The sequence below is a fragment of the Microbacterium sp. bgisy189 genome (genome assembly GCF_057707225.1).
Genome location: NZ_JBYIPT010000014.1, coordinates 14819 through 37200, shown reverse-complemented (window position 1 = coordinate 37200; position 22382 = coordinate 14819). Strand labels below are relative to the sequence as shown.

Here is a 22382-nt window from a genome sequence, read left to right as displayed (position 1 = left end):
GGCGCTCGCCGCAGCCAATGTCGGAGGCCACCCGTAGCCTATGAATGTCGCATTCACTAGCAATCCGGGAGGATGCCATGACCACCAACCGCACCGTACACGCTGTCTGGTTTCAGTCCGTCGACCCCGAGGAGGCCTGCATCGGCGGGTGCCAGTGGCACCCCGACACCGCGCAGATCGACCGGTTCATCGAGTCGGAGCGCGCCTGGCGCAACGAGGTCGACTTCGAGTACCTGCGCAAGACCCTCACCCTGCCCGACGCGATCCTGCCCGGCCTCGCCGTCGACCAGCTGACCGAGGCGCAGCGCGCCGACGTCACCGACTGGGTCGACTCGCTCACGGGTGAGGTCGCATGGGACCGCCGCGTCGTGCTGCTGGGCAGCACCCACCCCGGCGGCGAGCGGCGCCGGATCGACGCCGAGCTGGCAGCCGCACGAGGCTGACACCCCAACGCTGGGCCCCGTCGACGAACGTGGGGCTCAGCCCAGCCCATCCAGTTTGTCCAGACGGGTCGCGACGTCCTCTGCCCAAATGTTCTTCGACGGCCATGAGCGAACCAACGCCTCGGTCGCCTCCGGGAGGGTGTAGTCCCGACCTCCGGGATATTCGCCACGTCCGCCATCGGCGTGAGCGCTCAGGATGTTGCCTTCACGGTCAAGCCACACGACAGGCCAATAGTCGACTTGAGTGTCGTCTTCCGAGTCGACGTCGAAGTGGACCGAGTAGTCTCCCTCCCTTCCGACGCAAATGGCACTCGGCGTGACGGCATAGCTCATCTGTCTTGGGGTATTCCAGGGGAACGCCTTGGGGAATGTCTCGAGCAGCGCAGAGTACATCTCGTGGGTGGGCAGCGGGCGGGCGATAATGGCCCTCACCTGATCCATGAGCGCCCGCGCGTCATCGACCGTAGGCCCCTCCACGGACACCGCTAACCCGCGCTTCATGCCCGACGCGATCTCGGTCTCGAAGTATGGGCCGGGATAGCTGCGCCCCTCGAAGGGTCGCTCGTCATAGAAGCGCTCAAACGCGCCAAGTTCCACGTCCTCAAACCTGTCTGCCCTCATGGCCGAGAGCGTACACAGGCCCGCGGTAGCAACCTAGATCCCCGGCGAAACCCCTCTCATCAACCGCCTGCCCTCATCGCTTCCGGTTCGCGAACGGCCAGCGACCGAACACGTCAGCGAACGCGGCGCGGTAGCGAACCTCCACGTCCTCCGCGGACTCCTCCGGCGTCGTCACCCACGCAACGAGCAGCTCGTCTTGATCGGCCAGCTGCCAGATCGAACGCCCGCCCTGGTGGCTGGCACCCTTCCGCGCGAACTGCCCCAGCCGCTTGCGCAGCCCGCCCACTTTCGCCTCTGCCTTGCCGATGTACAGCACCGGCGTCCCCGACACCCACCGAGCCGCGAGGTCATCCAAAGGGTAGGCGGATCCCGCCCGCGCTCGCGTCAGCTCGAGCAGCTCCGGCGACGTCGCCGCCGGACGCAGCACCACGTAGATCCCCGCCTCAGTCGGCACCCTCGCGGCCGCAAGATCCGCGAATCGAACGAACCCCACGAACCCGACCGCCTCGAGCGAGGCCCGATCCCACACGGCCGGCATCCGCAGCCCACCCGCCTCGCCGTCGCGATGGGTCGTCTTCATCGACGCATCGTCTCACGGCACCACAGGCGATGTCCCGGCTCCGGGCAACAGACCCCTCGGCTATGGTCTGAGCTACAGACGCCTGATGAGGAGACTCGTTCATGCCCAACGTAGACAGCAGCGGCCGCGACAGTTTCGGGCGGCGTGTAGAGACAGGGCTGGCAGCTGAACTCTTCAAGCAGCTCAAGCCGCTGCTTCTCGAAAGTGACATCGACCTCGACAGCGGCAAGGCCTACACAATCGACGAGATCAACGATGGCCTACAGGTGGCGATCCAACGTCACAACTTCATCATGGCGGTGCCTACAGGTGAGGCTCGAAAAGAGGCGTTCCGCGCGATACGGCTCGCTGCAGAGTACTTGTGGGAGGCCGACTACGAAGACTTCTCCGACTTCCTCACCGGGATGACCCCCGACGAAGAACCAACCCCCGCGCAGATCATCGGGACGACGCTCAGCCTCCTGGATTCCTGGTTCGAGGACGAGGTTCTCACCGGGGCAATCGCGCGCCCATCCTTCACCGAACGCTGGGACGAGGAGTCAAGCAAGATCATGTACGAGATCTTCGAGCGAGCCAGAGAGCACAGAGCTTTCGACTCCTACTCGGAGTTCATCGGCCGTTGGGGCGGACTCGTCGTGATGACGTTTGCAATCGGCGTGGTCTTCGAGGGCCTCTACGCATGGAGTGAAGACGACGACTACTTCGTCGATGTCGCTGACGAACTTCTTGACCCCGAGGCCTGGTAGCCCCTTCGCTCTCCCCCGAGCTCGGCCCCGCGCTCGCGCTCGCCATCCCGCCGCCGTCGTTGTTGCTGTCACGTCGGCGATGTCGGAGGCCTCCCTTAGCCTGTGAATGTCACATTCACTAGCAACCGAGGAGGACACCATGGGTGCCACATCCACTCACAAGACGGCCGGCGTCAGCGTCAGCGACTACTTCGCGGACTACTTCACCAACGCCACGATCATCGCCAGCGGCACCCGCCGCGACCCCGACTACATCGGCGGGAGCTACGACTGGCCCTACGAGTTCTACGCCGCGGTGCGCTACAACGACGGCCACCCCCACGCCGGGGAGGTCTTCGCGTTCGTCGTGCTCTACTCCGTCGCCCCGTCCAGCTACTACAACTTCACGTACAAGGACATGGACGAGACGGTCGGCCCCGGCGCAGTCCACGCACCCCGCCGGGTGCTCGAGGCCCTCACCCCGACCGACCACGAGTACGCCAACCAGTGGCGCGCCGCCTGCTGGGCGAACCTCGAGCTCGAGGAAGCCAAGCCCCGCGTCCGCCGCGGCGACCACATCCGCTTCGCAGAGCCGTTCACCTTCGGAGGAGGGCTGCAGACCACCACGGAGACCGTCTTCGAGGTCGAAGGGCGCGACGTGCTCCGCGTGATCGACCACCACGGCGTGCGCGTGCGCATCCCCCGCTGGCGGGCACGCAGCTACGCGCTCGCCGCAGCCAGCTGAGCGAGTGCGGGGCGCCCCACACAGGGACGCCCCGCAGTCCTCACCGCGCAGCTGCTCACGCGCCGGGGCGCCGGCGCCAGTGACCGGCGATCTCCCGTCCTGCGCGCGTGTGCTCCGGCACCCACACCATCCCCCGCCCATCCGGGAGCGCGACAGGCTTGACCAGCCCATCTAGGGACTCCTCGAGCATCAGCGCCGCCGTATGGCGATCGCCACCCGCCGCGAGGTACTCCTGGCCTCCCGCGGCGTCGAAGACCCGCTGACGCAGCTCCGCGGGCGCGTCGAGGCTGTCTCCCCGCAGTCGCCGTGCAACGGCATCCATCCGAACCTCTTCACGGATCTCCGATATCCTGCCCGCGCCCGTGCGCAGCTGCCGCCGGAACCGCGACAGCTGCGCATCCCGTCGACGCGCCAATGGCGACCTCGCCCGCCACGCCTCGAGCGCCGCCTGATCCAGCGGTGTGTACTCCGCCATGACCCGCTTCCGCGCGCTCACCGCCCGTTCCCGCTCGAAGAACTCCCGCGACTCCGCCTCATGCGCTCGCCGCTCTGCTGCCGGGGACCGACGCACGCGCTTTGCCGGCAACCCCAACGACTTGAGGCGGCGAGCCAACCGCTTCGACTCACGGTTGGACTGCAGCGCCCGCTCATACACATCCGGGTTCTCAGCCCGATACTGCCGCTGCCACTCGGTCAGGTGTTCCCGGTTGCGCTGCTGCCAGTCCCGCGCCGACGCCTTCACCTTCTCCGGGCTCTGATCTCGACGCTGTCTCGCCCTGGCCAGCACCGCGTCACGGTTGCGCTCGTAGTAGCGCCGCGAGTACTCCGCCGTCTTCTCTGGGTGCTCCGCATGCCACCGCCTGATCGTCTCGCGCTTGCGCTCACGGTTAGCCTCGGTCCACCGCCGCACCCGCTCGCGGTCCTTCTCGCGCCGCTCCTTCTGCGCTCGCATCTTCCGCGACCGCTCCCGCATGTACTCCCGGTTCTTCCGGTTCACTTCGTCACGGTTCTCCGCGTGATACTTCGCCCGGTACGCGCGGATCTCCTCGCGATGCTCCTCGCGATACCGCTTCGCGTAGTCCCGCTTCGGATCGGCCGCAGCGCTCGCCGCAGCCGACTGCTCCTGCTCGGCGCGCTTCGCCTGCTGGCGTGCCCGACCCGCTCGCAGCCATGCCGCATGAGGGTCGGTTGGTCCGCCAACCGGTCGCGCCGACGAGTCGTCGACGCCGGCGGACATTACGACTCCGCGGGCGCCAGCTCGAGCAACGTCTGGAACAGGGCGTACCGGTGAGCTGTCGGGTTGGTGATCGCCAGGCCGACCGCCTCTCGCAGCGGGGCGCGTTGCTCATCGGTCAGGTCGGTCACCGGCTCGAGGCACCAATCAACGTCGGTGTCGACGGTGTAGTCCGGCTCGTCGATGTGAATCTCTGGGTAGTACGAGATCGCCGCCAGCCCCACGCGCTGCAGGACGTCGTCTACCTCTTCGCGACTCGGCATCGCTCCTCCTCTCGTCGCGGGCTTGTGCCCGTCTGAGGGGTATAGGCCGCATCCCGGCTGCTTCGCGGACACAGAGTGCATCGCTCGCTCGCCGGCGCAATGTCGGACCCCCACCGTAGCCTATGAATGTCACATTCACCACCTACTACGGAGGACACCATGAAACTCACCCTCAACTTCGGGCACCGCCAGGAAGAGATCGACCTGGGCGAACCCGACGCCCGCGACGGACTCTTCGACAACGGCGAGATCGGCGCCTACGCCGGGAACATCTACCTGTACGTCGACGGCCGCGAGTACGGATCGCTGTTCATCCACCACGACGACCAGGGGCCGATCATCGAGCTCGGCCAGTTCGACGAGACCGCCGACGAGTGGGTGACCCGCGCCGCGCTACGCGCCCTGCCGGCACACGTCGCGCAGCCGCTCGAGAACGCCGGCGCATGACCGGCCACGAAGGCGGCTCCAAGACCGTTGGCCGGTGGTACGTCGAGGTCAGCCCCCTCGGTGTGATCGCCGGCCCCCTCGAATCCGGGGCCACCTACACCACGACCACCATCCGGTTCCCCATCGGATGGCGCGTCGGAAAGGTGTGGAGCAACGGCGTCGCGTCCGGCCCTCCCGAAATCTTCGGCATCCCCCGTCGAGTCGTCAGCGCCGCAGCCGGCATCGCCAGACAGATGCAATAGACCGAGCTGAGGGCGGCGGCAACTCCGCCGCCCTCAGTGACGCACTCGCGATGTCCCCCAGCGATGTCCGACCCCCTCCCTAAGCTGTGAATGTCACATTCACTAGCCGACGATCCGGGAGGACACCATGGCAACCATCAACCAGCACCCGTCCGGCGTCGCGGACTGGGCCACCATCTGCGCCTGGATCCACGAGAACCGCCCCGACCTTTGGGAAGGGCTCGGCCCCGCCGACGAGGACCGCGCACCCGCGAGCTGATCCAGCAGATGCAGGCCAGATCGCCACTTGACCTCCGGGCAGGAAACACCTACCCTAGTAAATGTCACATTCACTACTAACTGAGTAGAGGGAGAACCCACAGACCCACAACCAGGGGAACCGCGCAACGCCGTTCCCCTCCCAGGGACAGGCGCCACACCGCAGCCTGACGAGCGCTCGCCGCGCTCGCCGCCATGTCCCTCCCGGCGACCCGCCGTCCTCCCAACCAGGTCGCCGCCGCGGGGGCGGCTCCGTGACACAGCCGCCCCCGCCCCTTCCCCTTCATGTCCGCGAAGAGAACGATCCGCGGCCTATACCCACAGACGAACCGGAGGATCCCATGGACAGCATCGACACCACCGCACCGGCCGATTGGCACGACTTCTACGTCGACCCCTTCCCCGGCCGCAAGGGCTCCGAGCGGATCACCGACACCTGCGGCAAGTGCATCGGCACCGGCCTGTACACCGCGCCGACACATTTCACCGATGGCCAGGGGCGCCCGATCTGCTTCGACTGCCGCGGCACCGGCACCCGCAGCCGCCTCGTCAGCAGCGCCCGCGCCACCGCACGAGCCCACGCGAAGGCACACGCCGAGCACGTCGACACAACACGGGCGATCACCGCCCGCCGCGCCGCCTTCGAGGCCGAGCACCCCGGCCTCCGCGACCAGCTCACCGAGGCACACCTGAGCATGCGAGACGGAAACCCGCTGCGCGAGAAGATCGGCTACATCCTCGACTCCCTCGAGGACTACACCGGCACCCTCGACGACGACGAGGTCCGCACCGCCCACGAGCTGCTCGAGCAGTACGAGCTCGAGCTGGCCGCGCGCCGCCCGGTCCCCACCGGGCGCACCCTCATCCAGGGCGAGATCCTCGCGACCAAGACCACCGACACTCAGTGGGGAATCACCGTCAAGATCCTCGTCCAGGGCGAGGGCTGGCGCGTATGGGGCACCAAGCCCTCCGAGATCTCCACCGCCGCCCGCGGCGACGTCGTCGCGTTCACCGCCACCGTCTCCGCTTCCGACGACGACGACAGCTTCGGCTTCTACTCCCGGCCCACCAAGGCACACATCATCGCCGCCGGCATCCGCCGCACCGCATGAACGAGCGCCTCATGAACAGCCGCACCAGCCTGACCATCTACCCCGCCCACGACGAGAAGTCTCTGCTCCCACCGACGCCGATCCTCGTCGACGAGCACTACTTCGTGCGCGCCGGGCTCGAGCAGCTCCCCGCACGACTCATCGGATTCAGCCCCGCCGGCGCGCTCGCCATCACGGCATGGGTTCACGACGTGTTCCGCACCCCCGAGCTCGCACGCGACCTGTACCCGATCTTCATCATCGCCGGCCACGTCCAGGCGTATCCGATCCCCGCAGCCAGAGTCACCGTGCGCGAGCCATCCGGCGTCGTCCAGGTCGTCATCACAGACCCCCGCGGCAAGCGATACCGCCCGTACCTCGGAGAGGACCGCGACGTCGCCGACCGCATCGCCGCCGCCTGGGGTTCCCACCGCGGCTACTCCGCCACCGTCCAACCGATCACCCCGGCAACAAGCGCCTGACCACGCGAACGGAGATCACCATGCGCTGCCTTATGTGCGAAGAGCCGACCACCATGTACATCCCCTCCGACGACGTCGACGGGATCGGGCTGCACAGCTGCGGCGCGTGCGGCTTCGAGATCGAAGCTCCCCGCGACGAGCCCGTGCGGATGATTCCCGTCAACGAGCGTCGAGAGCGGCCCGTCGACGTGACGACGACGACGGTTGCGAAGACCCTGCAACCTCTCTAGTATCAGTGAATGTCACATTCACTACTTTCTTACTGATCCGAGGAGTGCTCCCCAATGAGCGAAGAGGCAGCGACCGTCACCGAGGAAGTCGTCTACGTCGGCCGCAAGGCCGCGAGTAATGGAAAGCTCGCGCACTGGTATCGGACGCTCGACGACGGTGAGCTCACCAGCAAGGAGCTCGGCTCGTACAAGCCGTACACGTCGGCTCCGGTGGGCGCGATCATCACGATCACCCGCCCCGCCGGCGAGCCGACCGTGCTCTACACGGGCGGACAGTACACGCCACGGATCACCGGCAGATACGCCGACACAGCCGCCACCGACGAGTGGCGCGTGGCCGATCAAGCGGAGGCGCAGCGGGATGCGAATGAGCGGCGCATCAAGCGGGATCTCGACGGTCTGCCCGAGGAGTTCACCACGGCGCTAGACACCGTTGGTGCGCACTTCTCACGGCTCAACGCCCCGCAGCGGGCAGCACTGTTGACCCTGGTCACCGCGAAGCTCCTCCGCTACTGAGGTCGACCGTCATGTCCACCCTCGATCTCCTCGACGACCGCTTCCCGCACGGTACCCCGGACGGGTACCGCCACGGATGCCGCACTGCCGCGTGCCCCGCGCTGATCCCCTGCCGCACCGTCCACACCCGCTACGTGGGCGACTACTCCTTCGCGAAGCTCATCGACGCCGGCACACCGCTCGCCGAGATCCTCGAGCGCGACGAGGCCGCGCGTGCCGAGTCGCGGCAACGGGACAAGATCGCCGCTCGAGAAGAGCGCCGTGCCGCCGTCGAAGCCACACGCCCCCGTCGACCCAAGCCGACCCCCAAACCGAAGCCGGCGCGCGCCAACACACCCAAACCCCCGCGCATGCCGAAGGAGGCGCCGGCGCCGGCGCCGACCGCACGGCCTCGCCCGTCGACGCCGCGGCCGCGCACCCATCCCGGCTACCAGTGGCTCGACAAGGCACGCAGCGACGCCGAGAAGCTCCCCGCAGAGCTCGCCAGCGCGTTCTCAGAGGCACTCGACGGCTACGAAGCGGACCTCGATCGTCACGTCGACGAGCTCGAGCAGTGGCGCAAAGACCACCGAGAGCTGCGCGGCCAGCTGCGCGCCGCGGCCGAGACCCTCAAGACGGCCACCATCGCCGCCGGCACCGGCCTCTCCGTCGGAGGGGTGATCGAGAGAGCGCTGCAGGAGGCAACCCTGCGGCACCAGTCCGCCGTCGACGCCCTCGCAGACCACGATCGCCCTTCCCCACCGGCCAGGCCACGCACACCGCGACTTCGGACCGCGCGTGCTGCCCGAACCTCGCAGCCGAGGCAGCTGCAGCCGCACGGCACCAACGCATGCCGAGCGCGCGGCTGCGACCGCCCCGAGTGCATCGAAGCCGGCCGCGAGTATCACCGGCAGTGGATGGCGAACCGGAAGGCGCAGAGCATCCCGCTCGAGCACCACGGGACCGCCTACGGCTACCAGCTCGGCTGCAAGGACCGCGACCACTGCCCCGCGGAGATCTCGTGCGCCGATGCGTCACTGGCTGAGGAACGGCGCCGACGCCGGGAGGCCGGCATCGCCCCGCAGGCCCCGCGCGTGCCCGCCGAGCCGATCCGACAGCACGTCCGCCAGCTCATGGCATCCGGCATGACCGTCCTCGAGATCGCCGACCAGGCACAGGTGTCCAAGACCGGCGTGAAGATCCTCCTCTACGGCCGCTCAGGCACCCGCAAAGGAGAGCTGCCCCGCGAGATCGAAGCAGAGAAAGCACGACGACTGCTCGCCCTGCAGCCGACTACCGCAGCCACGAAGTTCGCCCGCTCCGCCTGACACCAACATCAGGAAGGCCACCATGAACGACCGCACCACACCTACCACCACCATCACGATCCAAGTGCCCAGCACCGCACCCGAGGACGTGATCTCACGAGTCACCGCGCTCGGCGCGGAGCTCGGCGCCCAAGGCGGAATCGACCAGGTGCTCCTCGAGCTCGTGCGCACCTGTCACGTCTGCGGCTGCACCGACGAGCGAGCATGCTTCGGCGGCTGCTGGTGGGTCAACGACGACGGCACCCCCGACCTCTGCTCGAGCTGCGAGGACAGGCCCCACCAATGACACAGGAAAGCACCGCCCGAACCTGCCTTGCCACCGCCACAGGGCAACGCGGCTACTGCGGACGCAAGACGTCATCGGCAGCCACCACGATCGCCGACGTGACCTGCAAAGACTGCGGCGCAGCCGTGCGTGCAGACCAGCAAGCCGGCATCCTCACCCCCGAGCTGACCGCGGCGATCGCATGCTGACCGCCAGCTGGTCATCATGGACTCCCGGACGCCCAGGAGGCGCGCTGCGCGGCGTCATCGACGACGTCGCCGACAAAGACACCCACCAGTCCGGCGAACGAGTGTGGCGCTGCGCCCACCATCACACCACCGAGGCCGACGCCACGCGATGCGCCACCACCGAGCTCAAGCGCCGCCAGAACGCCCGGCCGCTGAACTGGTCCCAACGAGTCACCATGCGGATGATCGCCGATGGCCGATCACTCTCCGGCGGCGCCAGCTACCTCGACACGACAGGCCTGGGGATCCCCGGCGGCACCATCCAGTCCCTCCGCAGGCGAGGACTGATCGAACGCTACTCGTGGGTCGAACCCGGCTGGGTGCTCACGAAAGTCGGCGTCGACGCCATCAACAGCGGCGCGTGCGACGAACCCGACAGCGGCCCCGACGACTGACCGCACCGACCTCCACAACCCGGATGTCCGCGAACACCCCCAACATCGGCCTATACCCAGCAAGAAGGGCCTGCAGCAACACCATGCACGGGGGTTCCCCCACCGGGCATGCAGGCGTATAGTCAGTGAATGTCACATTCACTGTTCGATTGAGGAGAAACGCCATGACCATCACCCAGACCGCCGCCCCCACGGGCACCGCGGTCACCATCACAGGAACCATCCGCACCCCGCTCACCCTCGTCCGCCGCCTCCCCGACCGCCGAGCACGAGTAGGGTTCCGCGTCGACACCGACGCCGGCCCCTACAACGTCCACGCCAACGGCGCCCTCGCCGAGCTGCTCCGACTGACAACGCACCGCGGGGACCGCGTCACCGTCCACGCCCCCGCCGCCACGTTCAGCCACCCTGACCAGACCATCCCCGACCTCGAAGCCGACAGCGTCGAACTCGACCTCCACTGACCCGCGACGAAGATGGACACCACCGACGCACTACCAGGGAGCACCATGACCCGCATCTTCCACGTCAACGGCAAGCCCGTCGACGTCACCGACGCCGCGGCCGTCCAGGCACTCACCCCGGACGAGTACGCCGACCTGCTCACGCAGACCCTCAACGACACCGACGCGAACGACACCGAGATCATCGGACTGCGCCAGGACCAGCCGCCCACCGGCACAGGGTTCATCATCATGAATCCGCCCACAGAGGAGGCCGAGCATGCCTAACCCCGCCCCCACCACGACCGGCACCGACAGCTCCCTCCTTACCCCCATCCAGCGCCAACGCGCACTCACCCTCTCCGACGCACTCTGGCGCCTCCGCACCGGCCAGCACGACGCCGGCGACGACATCACCCTGACCATCCCCGCACCCGCCATCGAAGGCATCGAGAAGATCCTGTTCGCCCTCGCCGAAGGGGATCTGCGGTTCGCGTCCGTGCGGGCCGGTCAGCTGATGGATGGTGTCAGCGCGGCGCTGCGCGATCGCGCAGTGGGGGAGCAGTGGCGGGCGGCGTTCGATCACGCCCGCCAGGACGGACACAACGAGGCCGAGGCGCGTGAGTTCGCCGACGAGTACGCCGCCTACGTGGAGGACCGGCAGTACGAGCTGCGCGACCCCGACCTGCCGATCCCCTCACCGAGCGAGTACACCCGATGACCGGGGCTGCGCCGTCGTCCGTCACTCTGGATGTGCGCGCGACGATCGTGCGAATAATCCAGCAGCACACCGACGAGCCTGACGAAGAGGCAGGTTTCATCGCCGACGACATCATGGACGCGCTGAACCTGGGCAGTGAGCTCACGGTCGCCGTCCCGAGGCCGCGGCGCCGCGGCGAGCATGAGTGGCCGTGCGCGCTGTTCTACACCGGCAATTGGAAAGGCCAGCAGCCACGCGCCCGATGCAGCTGCCCGCCGGTAGCGGATGGGTCCGTGTCATGAAGGATCCACGCCAGCTCTCGCAGGCCGAGCTCGACGAGTACCTCGACCAGCTCATCAATGAGGGGAACGATGACAGCCCCGAGTTCCACCGCGCGTACCAGGTCTGGGAGGAGCTCAACGGCTGACCCAGACCTCGACCGCACTCCTCGGGGCCCCGCTCACCGGCGGGGCCCGATTTCTGTCCGCGAACACCCCCAACACCGGCCTATACCCAGCAGACGAACGGGAGAGGCCATGTGCGACGACATCGACCACGGAGGGCGACGGTGCCCGTCGTCGACAGCCGCAGGGCAGCGGCGTCGGCGTGCAGAGAAGCGTGAGCAGAACGCCGAGAAGCAGCTCGAGGCCTTCATCGGGGCAACCCCGTTCCGGCCGGTCTCTGGCGAGCTGATGCGAATGAGCTCCCGCCCCAGCTACTACGACACCGACGAGTGGATCGAGTACGAAGACACCCTCCGCGCCGCCGCGGAACGCCACGGCATCGAGATCTCGGAACTGCAGCACGCAGACGGGCTCTGGGAAGGCGCATCTGAACCAGCCGGCGCCTACATCGTCCGTGCGGACAGCTTCGAGCAGGTCACCGACTGGGCGGGAGAGCTCGCAGGACGGTATGAGCAGGACAGCATCATGGCCGGGTACTTCGACCCGGACGGACCTGACCGGGTTTACAGCTTCGCCGCCGACACCGGCTCGCAGCTGCAAGTCCAGGAGACTCTCGACATCCTCCGCGCCGCCGGCGCACCAGGTGGCAGGCTCTACGACGGCAAGCTCGAGATCGCCGAACCCGCCGAGTACCCGCTGCCGGCATCCGCCGTGAACGCGATCGCCGCACGTCTCGGCACGTCGCCCACCTTCGCTCGAGCGCACGTCGCGTTCGTGCCAGGCACCGACAGCTACCAGCGCCACCAGCCCATCAAGGAGATCCAATCGCTCAGAGAGCGATACGCCGACGCGCACGGGTTCCCGCAACGCAAACCCATCCCCCGGCTGACCGAGCTCGACGACATCGCTGCAGCGCGAGCCTACGCGGCCGCAGCGCACGAACCCACCCACCCACAGGTCGCCCGGTCTTACCGAAGCCTGCGCCAGCACATCGGCGCGCAGTGGGACATGCTCACGGAAGCCGGCTACACCTTCGAGCCCTGGCACGGAGAGGCCGAGCAGCCCTATGCCGACTCCGCCGCGATGCTCGACGATCTGCGACAGAACAAGCATCTGTTCTACTTCCGCACCGAGGTCTCGCAGCACACCGAAGGCGCTCTACCGCCGGACCACCCGATGGCACGCACCGTGACCGTCACCCTCCCCTCGGGAGAGCGCGCGCCGATGCTCGCCAACGACGTGTTCCGCGCTGTCCACGACGCAATCGCCCACAGTGAAGGGCACCAATTCGGCCCCTACGGGGAGAAGCGCGCCTGGTGGACGCACCGGGCATGTCTCCCCCGCGAAGCGCGACTCGCGCTGTGGTGCGAGACGCGCGCACAGAACTGCTGGACCAACGCTGGCCCACACATGACTGCTGAGACCGAGCCCGGACACCCGCGCCTCCTCCGCCGAGGAGAAGAGGGCTGGATCCCGTTGAGTGACCGTCCCTACGCGCAGCAGAAGTGCTGCCGCGTGGACACCGCGCTCCTCTAGCGCGTCAGAGACCTCGGGCGATCTCGTGCGCCAGCGCCGAGGGGAACACCTCATAGTCGTCTGTACCGACCGCGAGGATCCTCACGGTCGCATCCTCCTCGAGGAAAGCGGCATTGTAGGTTCCCGCTCGAGATGGCATGAACCCCTCGCGATTCCACGGTAGTTGGCAACGGTTTCAGGGCCAGGATTCCACGCGAAATGGCATTTTCCTACAGTTGGTCCGACTCAACTCAGATGCCCGCTTGCGGCAGGCAGATCGACCTAGAGTGTGTTAACGAGTGAGCAGCCGCGCCGTTCAGAGGCGAGGGCGATCGCCGACGGGGCGGCTCACTCTTCTCCTCATCCCGGTGTTGCTCAGCGCGACCGGCGTCCTCGATCTCCGCATTCCTTGGCCGTGGCTCCATGGCGAGTCCGCGGGGGATCGTCCGGTCGAGCACTCACCCCTGAGAGCCCTGTCAAGGTGAGCTGGACCGGGACAGCCGCTGGAGTGCTCTATCTCGCGTGGCTGGCGTCCGCAACCCTGCGCCCCGGCGGCAACGGGCTATTCGAGACACAATCCCACGCGCGCGACTCCCGGTCGAAGCTGTTCCGGATGGGGCTCGTCACCAACCTGCTCAACCCCAAGGCCGCTGTCATGTAACTCGCGATCATCCCGCAGTTCATAGATCACGGGCAGGGAAACACGACCGCTCAGGGATTCGTTCTCGGCGGAGTTCAGATCATCGTCAGGATGATCGTCAACTCCCTCATCGTGCTGGGCGCCGGCACAATCTCCGGATTCGTGTCGACGCGACTCACATGGATCCGGCACCCCGCTCGGCGCAGTGGCGGTCACGCTGGCCAGAGAGGTCCCGCAATGCATCTCGCCCCTGAACCGGGCGATCATGCTGCAGGACCTCCGTGAGACGCCGCTCAGATAGACCGTCCTCCGGAAGCTCGACGAGTACGAATGACCCTTTCTGAAGGGATTGAACAGGACTGTTGTTCTGCACAGATTCTGCTAGGTAGAGTGGGATTCCATCCGACGGAACCCGCCGTCGGTGAACAAAGGAGTTCCAGAATGCGCATCGTCTTGGTTCATGGAGGTTGGCAGGGTGGTTGGGCGTGGGACGGCGTTGTCGCTGAGCTCACGAAGGCAGGCCACGAGGTATGGGCCCCAACCTTGCAGGGTCACGGTGACAACGACGACCGTGCAGGTGTCACGCTCTCGACCATGGCGGACAATCTCATCGGCCGGATCGCCGACAAGGGGTGGGACCGGTTCGTCGTAGTCGGCCACAGTGGCGGCGGCCCGCTCATCCAACTCGTAGCTGAGGCGATGCCGGAGCAGGTGGAGCAGGCGATCTTCATCGACGCGTGGGTACTCGCCGACGGCGAGTCGATCAATGCGATCCTCCCCGCCGAGTTGGCGAATTTCGCCCGTGGCACAGCCGCGTCCTCGCCCGACCAGAGCGTGCCGATCCCGCCGCAGCTATTCATGACGGCTTTCTTGCAGGACGGATCGGAGGAGCTTCACGCGCAGGTCGAGCCTCGTCTGGTGCCGTCGCCTGGCGGTTGGCTCGACGAGCCGATCCGTCTTCGGACGGCCGGCACCGGTGACGTGCCGAGCGGCTACATCTTCCTGCAAGAGGATCGGGCTGTGCCGCAGGAGTTGTACCGCGCATCAGCAGACCGGCTCACGAACCCGACGACCGCGAGCTCGCCGGGGAGCCATCAGGCCATGTTGACGCGCCCGGTGGAGCTGGCAGCAGCCATCGTCTCCGTTATGTCGTGACGACGTTTCGCTCTTTCGCGACTTCCGCTGGGACCGTCGCTTACGCCGAATGGCTGCCCGGCGGCCCCGCCCGTGCGACGGTGCTGCTCGTTCACGGCGGGGGGGTGGGCCCCGGTGGCTGGAGTCGAGCGATCGGCGGGCGACCCGGGTGGGCACCCCGTCTCGCCGAAGCCGGATACCGCGCGGTCGTGATGACGTGGCCTGGGTTGTCGGCTGGCGGCGCATGGGACCCCGACACGCGGCTGGATGGGGCGGCGGTCGCCGGCGCGATCGTCGAGCTAATCGCTGCGCTCGGCGGCCCGGTCGTCCTCGTGGTCCACTCCATGTCCGCCGCTTTCGGCTATCGGGTCGCTTTCCACCATCGGGATTCACTGATCGCCCTAGTCGCGCTGGCACCCGCTCCCCCCGGGGACATCCAGCCCGAGCCCGCCGTGCTGGAAGAGGACGCCGATCACATCGTCGTCCAGGGACGCCCGCTCACCTGGAGGCTTCCCCGTCGCGGCTGGTGGCATCCCGGACCAGAGTTCATCGAGGCGAAGCTGGTCGGTGCAAGCGAGCAGTTCCCACCCGGTCACCTGGACGAGCTCCGTTCGCAGCTGGTGCCAATCCCAGCCGGGCTCCTCCTCGAGCGGCAGAACGTCCGCGGTGCGCAGGTCCATATCGGCGACAGGGAGTTGGACGGCCTACCGACCCTCGTGATGGTCGGTACCCACGACACCGATCATCCGATCGAGTCGGACCGCGCGACTGCTGACTGGCTCGCCGAGCGAGGCGGCGATGTCAGGTTCGTCGCGTTGACGGCAGCGAACGTGGCTGGCAACGGCCACATGCTGATGCAGGAGTCGAACAGCGATGCGGTACTCACCCTGGTGACGGAGTGGCTCGGTCCAAATGTGCGCCTGCGGCGGTGAGGATGGTGCAGTTGATCGCGACCCGGGCTCCGGACATCTGTGATGGCCCGACTACAGCAGGAGCCGTTGCTCAGCAAGTTCCTGCAGCAGGAATCGCCAGAGATGCCCGTCGTTGAATGCGTCACCCAGGTCGGGCAGGTCGGCGAGATCGTCGTCATCGATCGGCATAGGCTCGGCCCCTGCCTGCAGAACGGCGAGGTGCACGCGAGCCAGGCTGTCGACATTGATCGCGCGGATGACGGCCTGCGGGACGCTCTCGCCGACGGCCGTGAGGCCGTGACCGCGCAGGATGCCGACCGGCCGCGTGCCGAAATCGTCCGCCATGGCCGTCGCGCGTGCGTGGTTGCGGATCAGCGCAGACGAGGGGTGCGCGGGGATGCCGCCGCGCGCCATCCGCATAGCGGGGATGTTGAAGGCACCGACAATCGGTAGCAACGTCCGTCCGGTCAGCGAGAACGCGACGACAGCCGGCGGATGCGCGTGGACGACGGATCGAGCCGCAGGATTGCGGCGCAGCAGCTCAAGATGCAGAGACAGCTCGTTCGGCGCCCGGTACCCGCCGGCGAGCTCGAACGATCCCTCAAGGGGCACGGCGAGGATGTCGTCGGCGGTGGTGAACCGCAGCCCCCGCTCCTGCGGTCCGCGGGCTCGGATGAGGACGGTGTCGTCGTCGACCCGCAGGCTGACGTGCCCGAGGATGTCGTCCACGAGCCCCCGGACCGCGAGCACGCGGCAAGCATTGGCGACGAGCATGCGTTCGTCGACGTAGTCGTTCATCATCCACTTCTCCTTCGAGGCGTGATCTCCGATTGCGAATTCCTGGAAAATCTAGCAGAATCAGATTCTGTCTTAAAGAAAACCGGTCTCGACCGACATCATCTTCAAGGCGCGGAATAGGACTCTGACATCAGGAAGCAGCGACCCAATGGCGAGCAAGACGACGATCTTCGAGGACGTGCGGCGCGGCATGATCCCGGCGCACATCTATAACGACGAGGAGATCTTCGAGCAGGAGAAGAGCAAGCTCTTCAGCCGCGCGTGGATTTTCGTCGGACATGAATCCGAGATCCCTCAGCCCGGTGACTACGTGGTGCGGCATGTGCTCGACGACTCGTTTATCGTCGTGCGCGATGAGAGTGGTGAGATTCGGGCGCACTTCAACATGTGCCTGCACCGCGGGATGCAGGTGTGCCGCGCCGAGGTCGGCAACGCCTCCCACTTCCGTTGCCCCTACCACGGGTGGTCATACCGCAACGACGGCCGGATTATGGGCCTCCCGTTCCACGAGGAGGCCTACGGGGGTGAGGCAGGGTTCAACAAGAAGGGTGCACGACTGCTCCCGGCGCCGAACCTGGACACATACAACGGTCTGATCTTCATCAGCATGGACCCGAACGCGCCGACCCTGCGGGAATACATCGGCGACTTCGCGTTCTACCTCGACTACTACACCGGGCAGAGCGCCAAGGGCATCGAGCTGCGTGGCCCGCAGCGGTGGCGCGTCAACGCGAACTGGAAGATCGGCGCCGAGAACTTCGCCGGCGACATGTATCACACGCCCCAGACCCACACCTCGGTCGTCGAGATCGGGTTGTTCCGTGAGCCGAAGGCGGAGAAGCGCAAGGACGGCAACACGTACTGGGCCGGCAACGGCGGCGGCACGACCTACAAGCTCCCGCCGGGCAGCCTCGAGGAGCGGCTGCGCTACGTCGGATATCCCGACGCGATGATCGAGCGGATGAAGGAGCAATGGTCGCCTGAGCAGCTCGATGTGATTGGCCGTGACGGGTTTATGATCTCAGCGGCATCGCTCTTCCCGAACATGAGTTTCGTGCACAACTGGCCGAAGGTGGAGGACGGGGACGACGTGCTGCCCTTCATCTCGATCCGTTCGTGGCAGCCCATTAGCGAGAACGAGACGGAGGTCTACTCCTGGTTCGCGGTCGATGCCGAGGCGCCGGAGGAGTTCAAGGAGCTCTCGTACAAGGCCTACCTTATGTGCTTCGGTAGCACGGGAATGTTCGAGCAGGACGATGTCGAGAACTGGGTCTCGCTGACCACGACTGCCAAGGGTTCGATGGCTCGACGGCTCCTGCTCAACAGTCGGATGGGGACTCTCAAAGACGACACTCCGGTCGTCGCTGCGCTGACGCCTGAACAGTTCGCCGGTCCAGGCGTCGCGCACGTTGGTTACGGCGAGTACAACCAGCGTCATCTGCTCGATCGCTGGGCCGACTACCTCGACACCGATGACGAAGTCGAGGTGCAGGTCGCGAGCATCGGTACAGGCATCACCAACAACGGGGAGGCACCCGCATGATGAACACCGAGACCGGTGTCCAGATATCCGAGCAATCGCCTCTCGGCGCCCACGCCACGCGCGCCGATCGAGTCGGGCGGTCCCTACTGTTCTCCGACGAACTGCATCTCGAGGCGCATCGTTGGTTGATTGAAGAGGCTTACACCCTCGACGAGCAACGGTACGAGCACTGGCTTGAGACGCTTACAGAGGATATTCACTACATCATGCCGGTGCGTCAGACGACGGCTCTCGGGTCTTCCTTCACGACGGCGAGGGGGATGTCGCACTGGGACGAGAATAAGTACTCGCTCAGCCGCCGGGTCGCGCGATTCCTGACTGAACACGCTTGGACGGAGGACCCTCCCTCACGCCTGCGTCACTACGTGACGAACGTGCGCGTGTTCCTGTCCTCGGTCGAGGACGAGCTCATCGTCGACTCCGCCGTCCTGCTGTTCCGCAGCCGGGGAGACGTCAACGAGCCGTCAATCATCTCCGCTCACCGCGAGGACGTATTGCGTCGCGTCGGTGACGACCTGCAGTTGGCACGTCGGGTGATCATGGTGGACGAGTCGGTGCTCCGCACCCAGAACCTGGCGATCTTCCTGTGAGCGGCCTCGACTGGGAGGGTGCCGACGTCGATCGTGATGCCGCGGCGGCTGCGGCGGCGGAGCGCGAGCGTCTTATTGCCCGCACCGTCGGAGAGCCGCTCGTCATCGCCAACGAGTTTTCGGAGATCGAAGTGCGCCGCGTGGAAACTCACAACGGCACGAGGCTACTGATCGACGCCCCGAAAACTGGCCAGTGGATCGCGATCGACCCCATGGAACTCGAGGCCCTGACCTGGCAGACCACGCAGACGTTCTCCGAGATGATCGCGCGGCCTGACCAGCCGATGTTTCCCGAAATGCGACCGCAGTAGAAAAGGAGAGACCGATGGCACGGATCATCGCCGACCGCAGCGCCTGCCAGGGCTACGCCAATTGCGTTGTCGCCGCGGGCGACTACTTCGACCTAGATGACGACGCCCTAGTGATCGTTCTGCGCGAGGACCTGCCCGACAGTGACCGCAAGCGAGTAGAGGAGGCGGCGCGCAGCTGCCCCGTCTCCGCCTTGGTTGTGGAGGACTGACGTGTCGCGGGTCGTCATCGTCGGCGCCTCTGTTGGTGGGCTCAAGACCGCCCAAGCCCTTCGAAGCGAGGGATTCGAGGGCGAGATCGTCCTGATTGACCAGGAACGCCATCCCACCTACGACAAACCTCCGCTCTCGAAGAAGTACCTCACCGGTGAGACGGCGCGACACGAGATCGAGCTTCTCTCCGAGCACGAGACGCGGGGGATCGGAGCCATCTCAATCTTCGGCACGCCCGCGGCATCCCTCAACCTCGAAGGCCAGGTTGTGACGCTCGAGGACGGTACAGCCGTCTCATACGACACACTCGTGATCGCCACCGGGTCACGCGCCCGTCGCTCTCCGTGGGGTGAAGGTGAGCATATTCACTTGCTGCGTACCAGCGGCGATGCCGAGCGCTTGCGGGATGAGCTGGCCACAGCGCGGCACCTTGTGGTCATCGGCGCAGGCTTCATCGGGGGGGAGGCTGCCGCAACGGCGATCACGGCGGGCGTACGGGTCAGCATGGTTGACCCGTTCCCGGCGCCGATGTCGCGGGTGCTCAATGCCGAAGTCGGCCAGATCTTCAGCCGCAAGTATGCCCAGGAGGGCGTCGAGGAGTACTTCGGAAGGACAGTCGAAGGCGTCGAACAGACGGCAGACGGGGTGCGCGTGGTGCTCGATGGCGGCGAGATCATCGAGGCCGATGCAGCTCTCGTCGGTATCGGAGCTGTGGTCAACACAGAGTGGCTCGAGGGTTCCGGCATCGAACTCGACAACGGGGTGACCTGCGACTCTGGGCTGCGGGCCATCGGGCATCCTGAGATCTTTGCCGTCGGCGATATCGCACGTTGGGCGAGTGCGTCGCGCAACGTCTCGCTGCGCCTCGAACATTGGACCAATGCCGTTGATCAGGCTCGCGTCGTCGCACACAACATCGTCCACCCTGATGATTGCGAGGACTACGACACGACCGAGTATGTCTGGAGCGACCAGTACGACTGGAAGATCCAGATCGTCGGGCATACCGGATCTGATCACTGGACGATGGTGGGCGACCCTGCGCAGGACCGCTTCGCCGTCGTGTACGGCGAGAGCCAAGGGCAGGCCGAAGGTGCCGTCATCGTGAACTGGCCGCGTGCCCTCGTCGACGCCCGCCGCTCGGTCGCCTCGCGAGCGAAGGCGGACGAGCTGATACATCGGCTGCGCGCCCTCCTCGAGCCCTCGAGCACGGCTCCGGCGAAGGCGGCCGCCCGATGAGAGCTGACGACACCACCCTCCCCCTCCTGCACGGTCACCGCATCCCGCGAATCGGGGTGGGCACGTGGCCACTCACGGGAGACGAGTGCGCAACGATGGTCGAGAAGGCGGTCGGCTACGGTTACCGCCTGTTCGATACGGCGTACAAGTACGCGAATGAGGAGGCCGTCGGTGCCGGTCTGCGTGCATCGGGCATCCCTCGTGACGAGGTCTTCATCACGAGCAAGTTCAACAAGGAGGACCACAGCGTCGAGGGAGTGCAGCGCGCGTACGACCGATCGCTGAAGACCCTTCGCGTCGACTACCTCGATCTGTTCCTGATCCATTGGCCGGTTCCGGCCCTCGACCGATACGTCGAAGCGTGGAAGGGTCTGGTGAGACTGCTCGAAGAGGGACGAGTGAAGGCGATCGGCGTCTCCAACTTCAAGTCTCACCACCTTCAGCGCGTCGTCGACGCGACCGGTGTCGTCCCCGACGTCGATCAGATCCAGCTCAGCGTCGACATCGCCCGTGTCGAACAGCGCAGCTTCCAGCGCGCTCACGGCATCCTGACCGAGGCGTGGAGCCCGCTCGGACGCGGAGGAGCCCTGCTGTCCGATCCCGCGGTGACCGCGATCGCGTCGAAGTATGACAAGTCGCCCGCACAGGTCCTACTGCGCTGGCACATCGAGGAAGGGATCGTTCCCGTCCCGCGCGCCGGCGATGAGAAGCATCTCGCGCAGAACATCGACGTCTTCGATTTCACGCTCAGCTCGGAGGATATGGCGACGCTGAGTGGGCTGGATCAAGGCGAAGAAGCCGCCCGCGACCCGGACGATCCGGCCAACGGGCACTGAGGCCCACGGCGGCGGGTCGGTCGCTCCCGCAGCCACGCTCATCAGCGGCGTGTTCGCGTGCGCAGCGCATCCATGGGCGCTACGACGACCCGGGCCGGTTCACCCCAACAGTTCGGCGAGGCGGATCGCGGCGTCCCGCAGTGACCGCGCTAGGGACTTGACCTTGCCCGGCGGTAACCGCTGCACGGGCGCGGAGGCGTTGATCGCCAGTCGCAGTCCCGACGAGACGTGGACCGGGACCGCGACGCTCGCCACGCCGTCCTCGCTTTCCTGCCGATTCACGGCATAACCGTCCAGTCGTGTCCGAACCAGTTCGGCGACGAGTTCGTCTCGGGAACGTATGGAGTTCGGTGTGACGATCTCGAGCTGCTCGTCCGGGTACAGCCGGAAGAGCTGCTCGTCGCTCAGCTCGGCAAGCAGCGCCTTGCCGGTCGAGGTGCAATGCGCCGGCAGGGTCTTGCCCAGTCTCGAAACCACGCGCACGGCCACATCGGGCTCGGCAACGGCGAGGAATCGGACATGGTTGCCCTCGAGCGTGCCCAGGTGGCAGGTCTCACCGAGGGCGGCGCTGAGGTCCTCGAGGATCGGCTGCGCCAGTCTCGGGACATCCATCCTGCGCAGCACCGAGAAGGCCACCGTCGTCAGCGCCGGGCCAGGGCCGTAAGCCTTGGTCACCGGGTTCTGCCGCACGAAGCCGCGCCATGCCAGCATCGCGAGAAGTCGGTGCGCGGTCGAGGTCGCCACCCCGAGGAGGGCACCGGCGTCCGTGAGCCGCAGCTCGTGCTCCTCACCCAGCAGCAGGATCAGCTTCAGCGCGTTGTCGACCGACTCGATCGGATACTGGGGTGGATCGCCCGGCGACCCGAGCTGTCGATTCTGCACGGCAGAAAGCTTACTTGCAACGTGGGCGCGCTCCTCCTGCACCGCGCGCTCCGATGCCGACCCGACAGGCGGGAGGATCGTCTCCGCGGTGCCACTGCAGCCCGTGCCACCCCACGCCGCCCGCGTGGCTCCCT

35 protein-coding genes are annotated in these 22382 nt (G+C 66.6%); 29 read left to right on the top strand and 6 right to left on the bottom strand.

Translation table 11 applies throughout. From position 1 onward, the window contains the following. Positions 1-77 precede the first annotated feature (77 nt). Positions 78-443 (top strand): hypothetical protein, encoded by a 366-nt coding sequence (locus tag AC3ENX_RS14005; RefSeq protein WP_434812371.1) that lies wholly within the window; start codon positions 78-80, stop codon positions 441-443. A gap of 36 nt (positions 444-479) precedes the next feature. Here AC3ENX_RS14005 and AC3ENX_RS14000 read toward each other — a convergent pair whose 3' ends face one another. Further along, positions 480-1064 carry a hypothetical protein gene (locus AC3ENX_RS14000; protein WP_434812370.1) on the bottom strand — a complete coding sequence of 195 codons (585 nt, stop codon included), beginning with the start codon at positions 1062-1064 and terminating at the stop codon, positions 480-482. Positions 1065-1137: 73 nt separating this feature from the next. Then, positions 1138-1644, bottom strand: coding sequence for a hypothetical protein (locus AC3ENX_RS13995; RefSeq protein WP_005050828.1), 507 nt, complete (start codon positions 1642-1644; stop codon positions 1138-1140). A gap of 101 nt (positions 1645-1745) precedes the next feature. Between AC3ENX_RS13995 and AC3ENX_RS13990 the strand changes: the two genes are divergently transcribed. Beyond that, positions 1746-2390 carry a hypothetical protein gene (locus tag AC3ENX_RS13990; RefSeq protein ID WP_005050824.1) on the top strand — a complete coding sequence of 215 codons (645 nt, stop codon included), beginning with the start codon at positions 1746-1748 and terminating at the stop codon, positions 2388-2390. Positions 2391-2529: 139 nt separating this feature from the next. Then, entirely contained in the window at positions 2530-3114 is a 585-nt protein-coding gene (locus tag AC3ENX_RS13985) for a DUF6927 domain-containing protein (protein ID WP_005050822.1), read from the top strand. A gap of 55 nt (positions 3115-3169) precedes the next feature. Here AC3ENX_RS13985 and AC3ENX_RS13980 read toward each other — a convergent pair whose 3' ends face one another. Continuing rightward, the gene (locus tag AC3ENX_RS13980; RefSeq protein WP_434812369.1) at positions 3170-4351 is read right to left on the bottom strand and encodes a splicing factor U2AF large subunit; all 1182 of its coding nucleotides are present in this window, start codon (positions 4349-4351) and stop codon (positions 3170-3172) included. Then, on the bottom strand, positions 4351-4611 hold the full coding sequence (locus AC3ENX_RS13975; protein ID WP_005050818.1) for a hypothetical protein: 261 nt from the start codon (positions 4609-4611) through the stop codon (positions 4351-4353). The genes AC3ENX_RS13980 and AC3ENX_RS13975 overlap by 1 nt, the downstream gene beginning before the upstream one ends. A gap of 159 nt (positions 4612-4770) precedes the next feature. On the opposite strand from AC3ENX_RS13975, the gene AC3ENX_RS13970 reads away from it, so the two are divergent. The 20 genes from AC3ENX_RS13970 to AC3ENX_RS13875 all read left to right on the top strand — a co-directional run bounded on the left by AC3ENX_RS13970 (position 4771) and on the right by AC3ENX_RS13875 (position 15860). Continuing rightward, a complete protein-coding gene (locus tag AC3ENX_RS13970; protein WP_005050816.1) occupies positions 4771-5058 on the top strand; it encodes a hypothetical protein in 288 nt (95 codons plus the stop codon). Continuing rightward, positions 5055-5300 (top strand): hypothetical protein, encoded by a 246-nt coding sequence (locus AC3ENX_RS13965; protein ID WP_434812368.1) that lies wholly within the window; start codon positions 5055-5057, stop codon positions 5298-5300. The genes AC3ENX_RS13970 and AC3ENX_RS13965 overlap by 4 nt, the downstream gene beginning before the upstream one ends. 127 nt (positions 5301-5427) lie before the next feature. Continuing rightward, positions 5428-5559, top strand: coding sequence for a hypothetical protein (locus tag AC3ENX_RS13960; RefSeq protein WP_005050812.1), 132 nt, complete (start codon positions 5428-5430; stop codon positions 5557-5559). A 340-nt stretch (positions 5560-5899) separates the two neighbouring features. Further along, positions 5900-6670 carry a hypothetical protein gene (locus AC3ENX_RS13955; RefSeq protein WP_193599316.1) on the top strand — a complete coding sequence of 257 codons (771 nt, stop codon included), beginning with the start codon at positions 5900-5902 and terminating at the stop codon, positions 6668-6670. Positions 6671-6681: 11 nt separating this feature from the next. Continuing rightward, entirely contained in the window at positions 6682-7131 is a 450-nt protein-coding gene (locus AC3ENX_RS13950) for a hypothetical protein (RefSeq protein WP_193599315.1), read from the top strand. Between the two features lie 53 nt (positions 7132-7184). Next, positions 7185-7361, top strand: coding sequence for a hypothetical protein (locus AC3ENX_RS13945; protein WP_193599314.1), 177 nt, complete (start codon positions 7185-7187; stop codon positions 7359-7361). Between the two features lie 54 nt (positions 7362-7415). Then, a complete protein-coding gene (locus AC3ENX_RS13940) occupies positions 7416-7877 on the top strand; it encodes a hypothetical protein (protein ID WP_005051910.1) in 462 nt (153 codons plus the stop codon). A gap of 11 nt (positions 7878-7888) precedes the next feature. Beyond that, on the top strand, positions 7889-9184 hold the full coding sequence (locus tag AC3ENX_RS13935; protein WP_193599313.1) for a hypothetical protein: 1296 nt from the start codon (positions 7889-7891) through the stop codon (positions 9182-9184). A 22-nt stretch (positions 9185-9206) separates the two neighbouring features. Then, positions 9207-9470: a hypothetical protein gene (locus AC3ENX_RS13930; RefSeq protein ID WP_005050711.1), complete on the top strand. Its 264-nt coding sequence runs from the start codon at positions 9207-9209 to the stop codon at positions 9468-9470. Continuing rightward, positions 9467-9658 carry a hypothetical protein gene (locus AC3ENX_RS13925; RefSeq protein WP_005050712.1) on the top strand — a complete coding sequence of 64 codons (192 nt, stop codon included), beginning with the start codon at positions 9467-9469 and terminating at the stop codon, positions 9656-9658. The genes AC3ENX_RS13930 and AC3ENX_RS13925 overlap by 4 nt, the downstream gene beginning before the upstream one ends. Next, positions 9652-10092: a hypothetical protein gene (locus tag AC3ENX_RS13920; protein WP_005050713.1), complete on the top strand. Its 441-nt coding sequence runs from the start codon at positions 9652-9654 to the stop codon at positions 10090-10092. Before AC3ENX_RS13925 ends, AC3ENX_RS13920 begins: the two co-directional genes overlap by 7 nt. Positions 10093-10256: 164 nt before the next feature. Continuing rightward, positions 10257-10556 carry a hypothetical protein gene (locus AC3ENX_RS13915; protein WP_005050714.1) on the top strand — a complete coding sequence of 100 codons (300 nt, stop codon included), beginning with the start codon at positions 10257-10259 and terminating at the stop codon, positions 10554-10556. 45 nt (positions 10557-10601) lie between these two features. Then, on the top strand, positions 10602-10823 hold the full coding sequence (locus tag AC3ENX_RS13910) for a hypothetical protein (protein ID WP_005050716.1): 222 nt from the start codon (positions 10602-10604) through the stop codon (positions 10821-10823). Next, complete coding sequence (locus AC3ENX_RS13905; protein ID WP_005050717.1) at positions 10816-11256, top strand: hypothetical protein; 441 nt, start codon at positions 10816-10818, stop codon at positions 11254-11256. The genes AC3ENX_RS13910 and AC3ENX_RS13905 overlap by 8 nt, the downstream gene beginning before the upstream one ends. Then, the gene (locus AC3ENX_RS13900) at positions 11253-11537 is read left to right on the top strand and encodes a hypothetical protein (protein ID WP_005050718.1); all 285 of its coding nucleotides are present in this window, start codon (positions 11253-11255) and stop codon (positions 11535-11537) included. The genes AC3ENX_RS13905 and AC3ENX_RS13900 overlap by 4 nt, the downstream gene beginning before the upstream one ends. Beyond that, positions 11534-11662: a hypothetical protein gene (locus AC3ENX_RS13895; protein WP_264674921.1), complete on the top strand. Its 129-nt coding sequence runs from the start codon at positions 11534-11536 to the stop codon at positions 11660-11662. The genes AC3ENX_RS13900 and AC3ENX_RS13895 overlap by 4 nt, the downstream gene beginning before the upstream one ends. Positions 11663-11771: 109 nt before the next feature. Then, the gene (locus tag AC3ENX_RS13890) at positions 11772-13175 is read left to right on the top strand and encodes a hypothetical protein (protein WP_005050720.1); all 1404 of its coding nucleotides are present in this window, start codon (positions 11772-11774) and stop codon (positions 13173-13175) included. A 460-nt stretch (positions 13176-13635) separates the two neighbouring features. Next, complete coding sequence (locus AC3ENX_RS13885; protein WP_005050722.1) at positions 13636-13815, top strand: LysE family transporter; 180 nt, start codon at positions 13636-13638, stop codon at positions 13813-13815. A gap of 420 nt (positions 13816-14235) precedes the next feature. Further along, positions 14236-14949, top strand: a complete 714-nt coding sequence (locus AC3ENX_RS13880; RefSeq protein ID WP_005050723.1) for an alpha/beta fold hydrolase — start codon at positions 14236-14238, stop codon at positions 14947-14949. After that, positions 14946-15860: an alpha/beta hydrolase gene (locus AC3ENX_RS13875; RefSeq protein WP_005050725.1), complete on the top strand. Its 915-nt coding sequence runs from the start codon at positions 14946-14948 to the stop codon at positions 15858-15860. Before AC3ENX_RS13880 ends, AC3ENX_RS13875 begins: the two co-directional genes overlap by 4 nt. A 51-nt stretch (positions 15861-15911) precedes the next feature. Here AC3ENX_RS13875 and phtC read toward each other — a convergent pair whose 3' ends face one another. Then, positions 15912-16640: a 3,4-dihydroxyphthalate decarboxylase gene (gene phtC, locus AC3ENX_RS13870; RefSeq protein ID WP_005050727.1), complete on the bottom strand. Its 729-nt coding sequence runs from the start codon at positions 16638-16640 to the stop codon at positions 15912-15914. Positions 16641-16785: 145 nt separating this feature from the next. On the opposite strand from phtC, the gene AC3ENX_RS13865 reads away from it, so the two are divergent. Genes AC3ENX_RS13865 through AC3ENX_RS13840 form a run of 6 tightly spaced genes read left to right on the top strand, consistent with a single transcriptional unit; the run spans position 16786 to position 21366 of the window. Beyond that, positions 16786-18180 (top strand): aromatic-ring-hydroxylating dioxygenase subunit alpha, encoded by a 1395-nt coding sequence (locus tag AC3ENX_RS13865; RefSeq protein ID WP_005050729.1) that lies wholly within the window; start codon positions 16786-16788, stop codon positions 18178-18180. Beyond that, entirely contained in the window at positions 18177-18770 is a 594-nt protein-coding gene (locus tag AC3ENX_RS13860) for a 3-phenylpropionate/cinnamic acid dioxygenase subunit beta (RefSeq protein ID WP_005050730.1), read from the top strand. The genes AC3ENX_RS13865 and AC3ENX_RS13860 overlap by 4 nt, the downstream gene beginning before the upstream one ends. Next, the gene (locus tag AC3ENX_RS13855; protein WP_005050731.1) at positions 18767-19081 is read left to right on the top strand and encodes a hypothetical protein; all 315 of its coding nucleotides are present in this window, start codon (positions 18767-18769) and stop codon (positions 19079-19081) included. Before AC3ENX_RS13860 ends, AC3ENX_RS13855 begins: the two co-directional genes overlap by 4 nt. Positions 19082-19095: 14 nt before the next feature. Then, positions 19096-19290, top strand: coding sequence for a ferredoxin (locus tag AC3ENX_RS13850; RefSeq protein ID WP_005050734.1), 195 nt, complete (start codon positions 19096-19098; stop codon positions 19288-19290). Between the two features lies 1 nt (position 19291). Next, a complete protein-coding gene (locus AC3ENX_RS13845; RefSeq protein WP_005050737.1) occupies positions 19292-20530 on the top strand; it encodes an NAD(P)/FAD-dependent oxidoreductase in 1239 nt (412 codons plus the stop codon). Beyond that, positions 20527-21366 (top strand): aldo/keto reductase, encoded by an 840-nt coding sequence (locus AC3ENX_RS13840; RefSeq protein WP_005050739.1) that lies wholly within the window; start codon positions 20527-20529, stop codon positions 21364-21366. The genes AC3ENX_RS13845 and AC3ENX_RS13840 overlap by 4 nt, the downstream gene beginning before the upstream one ends. 99 nt (positions 21367-21465) lie before the next feature. On the opposite strand, the gene AC3ENX_RS13835 is transcribed toward AC3ENX_RS13840, so the two are convergent. Beyond that, positions 21466-22290, bottom strand: a complete 825-nt coding sequence (locus AC3ENX_RS13835; protein ID WP_434812367.1) for an IclR family transcriptional regulator — start codon at positions 22288-22290, stop codon at positions 21466-21468. Positions 22291-22382: the final 92 nt, after the last annotated feature.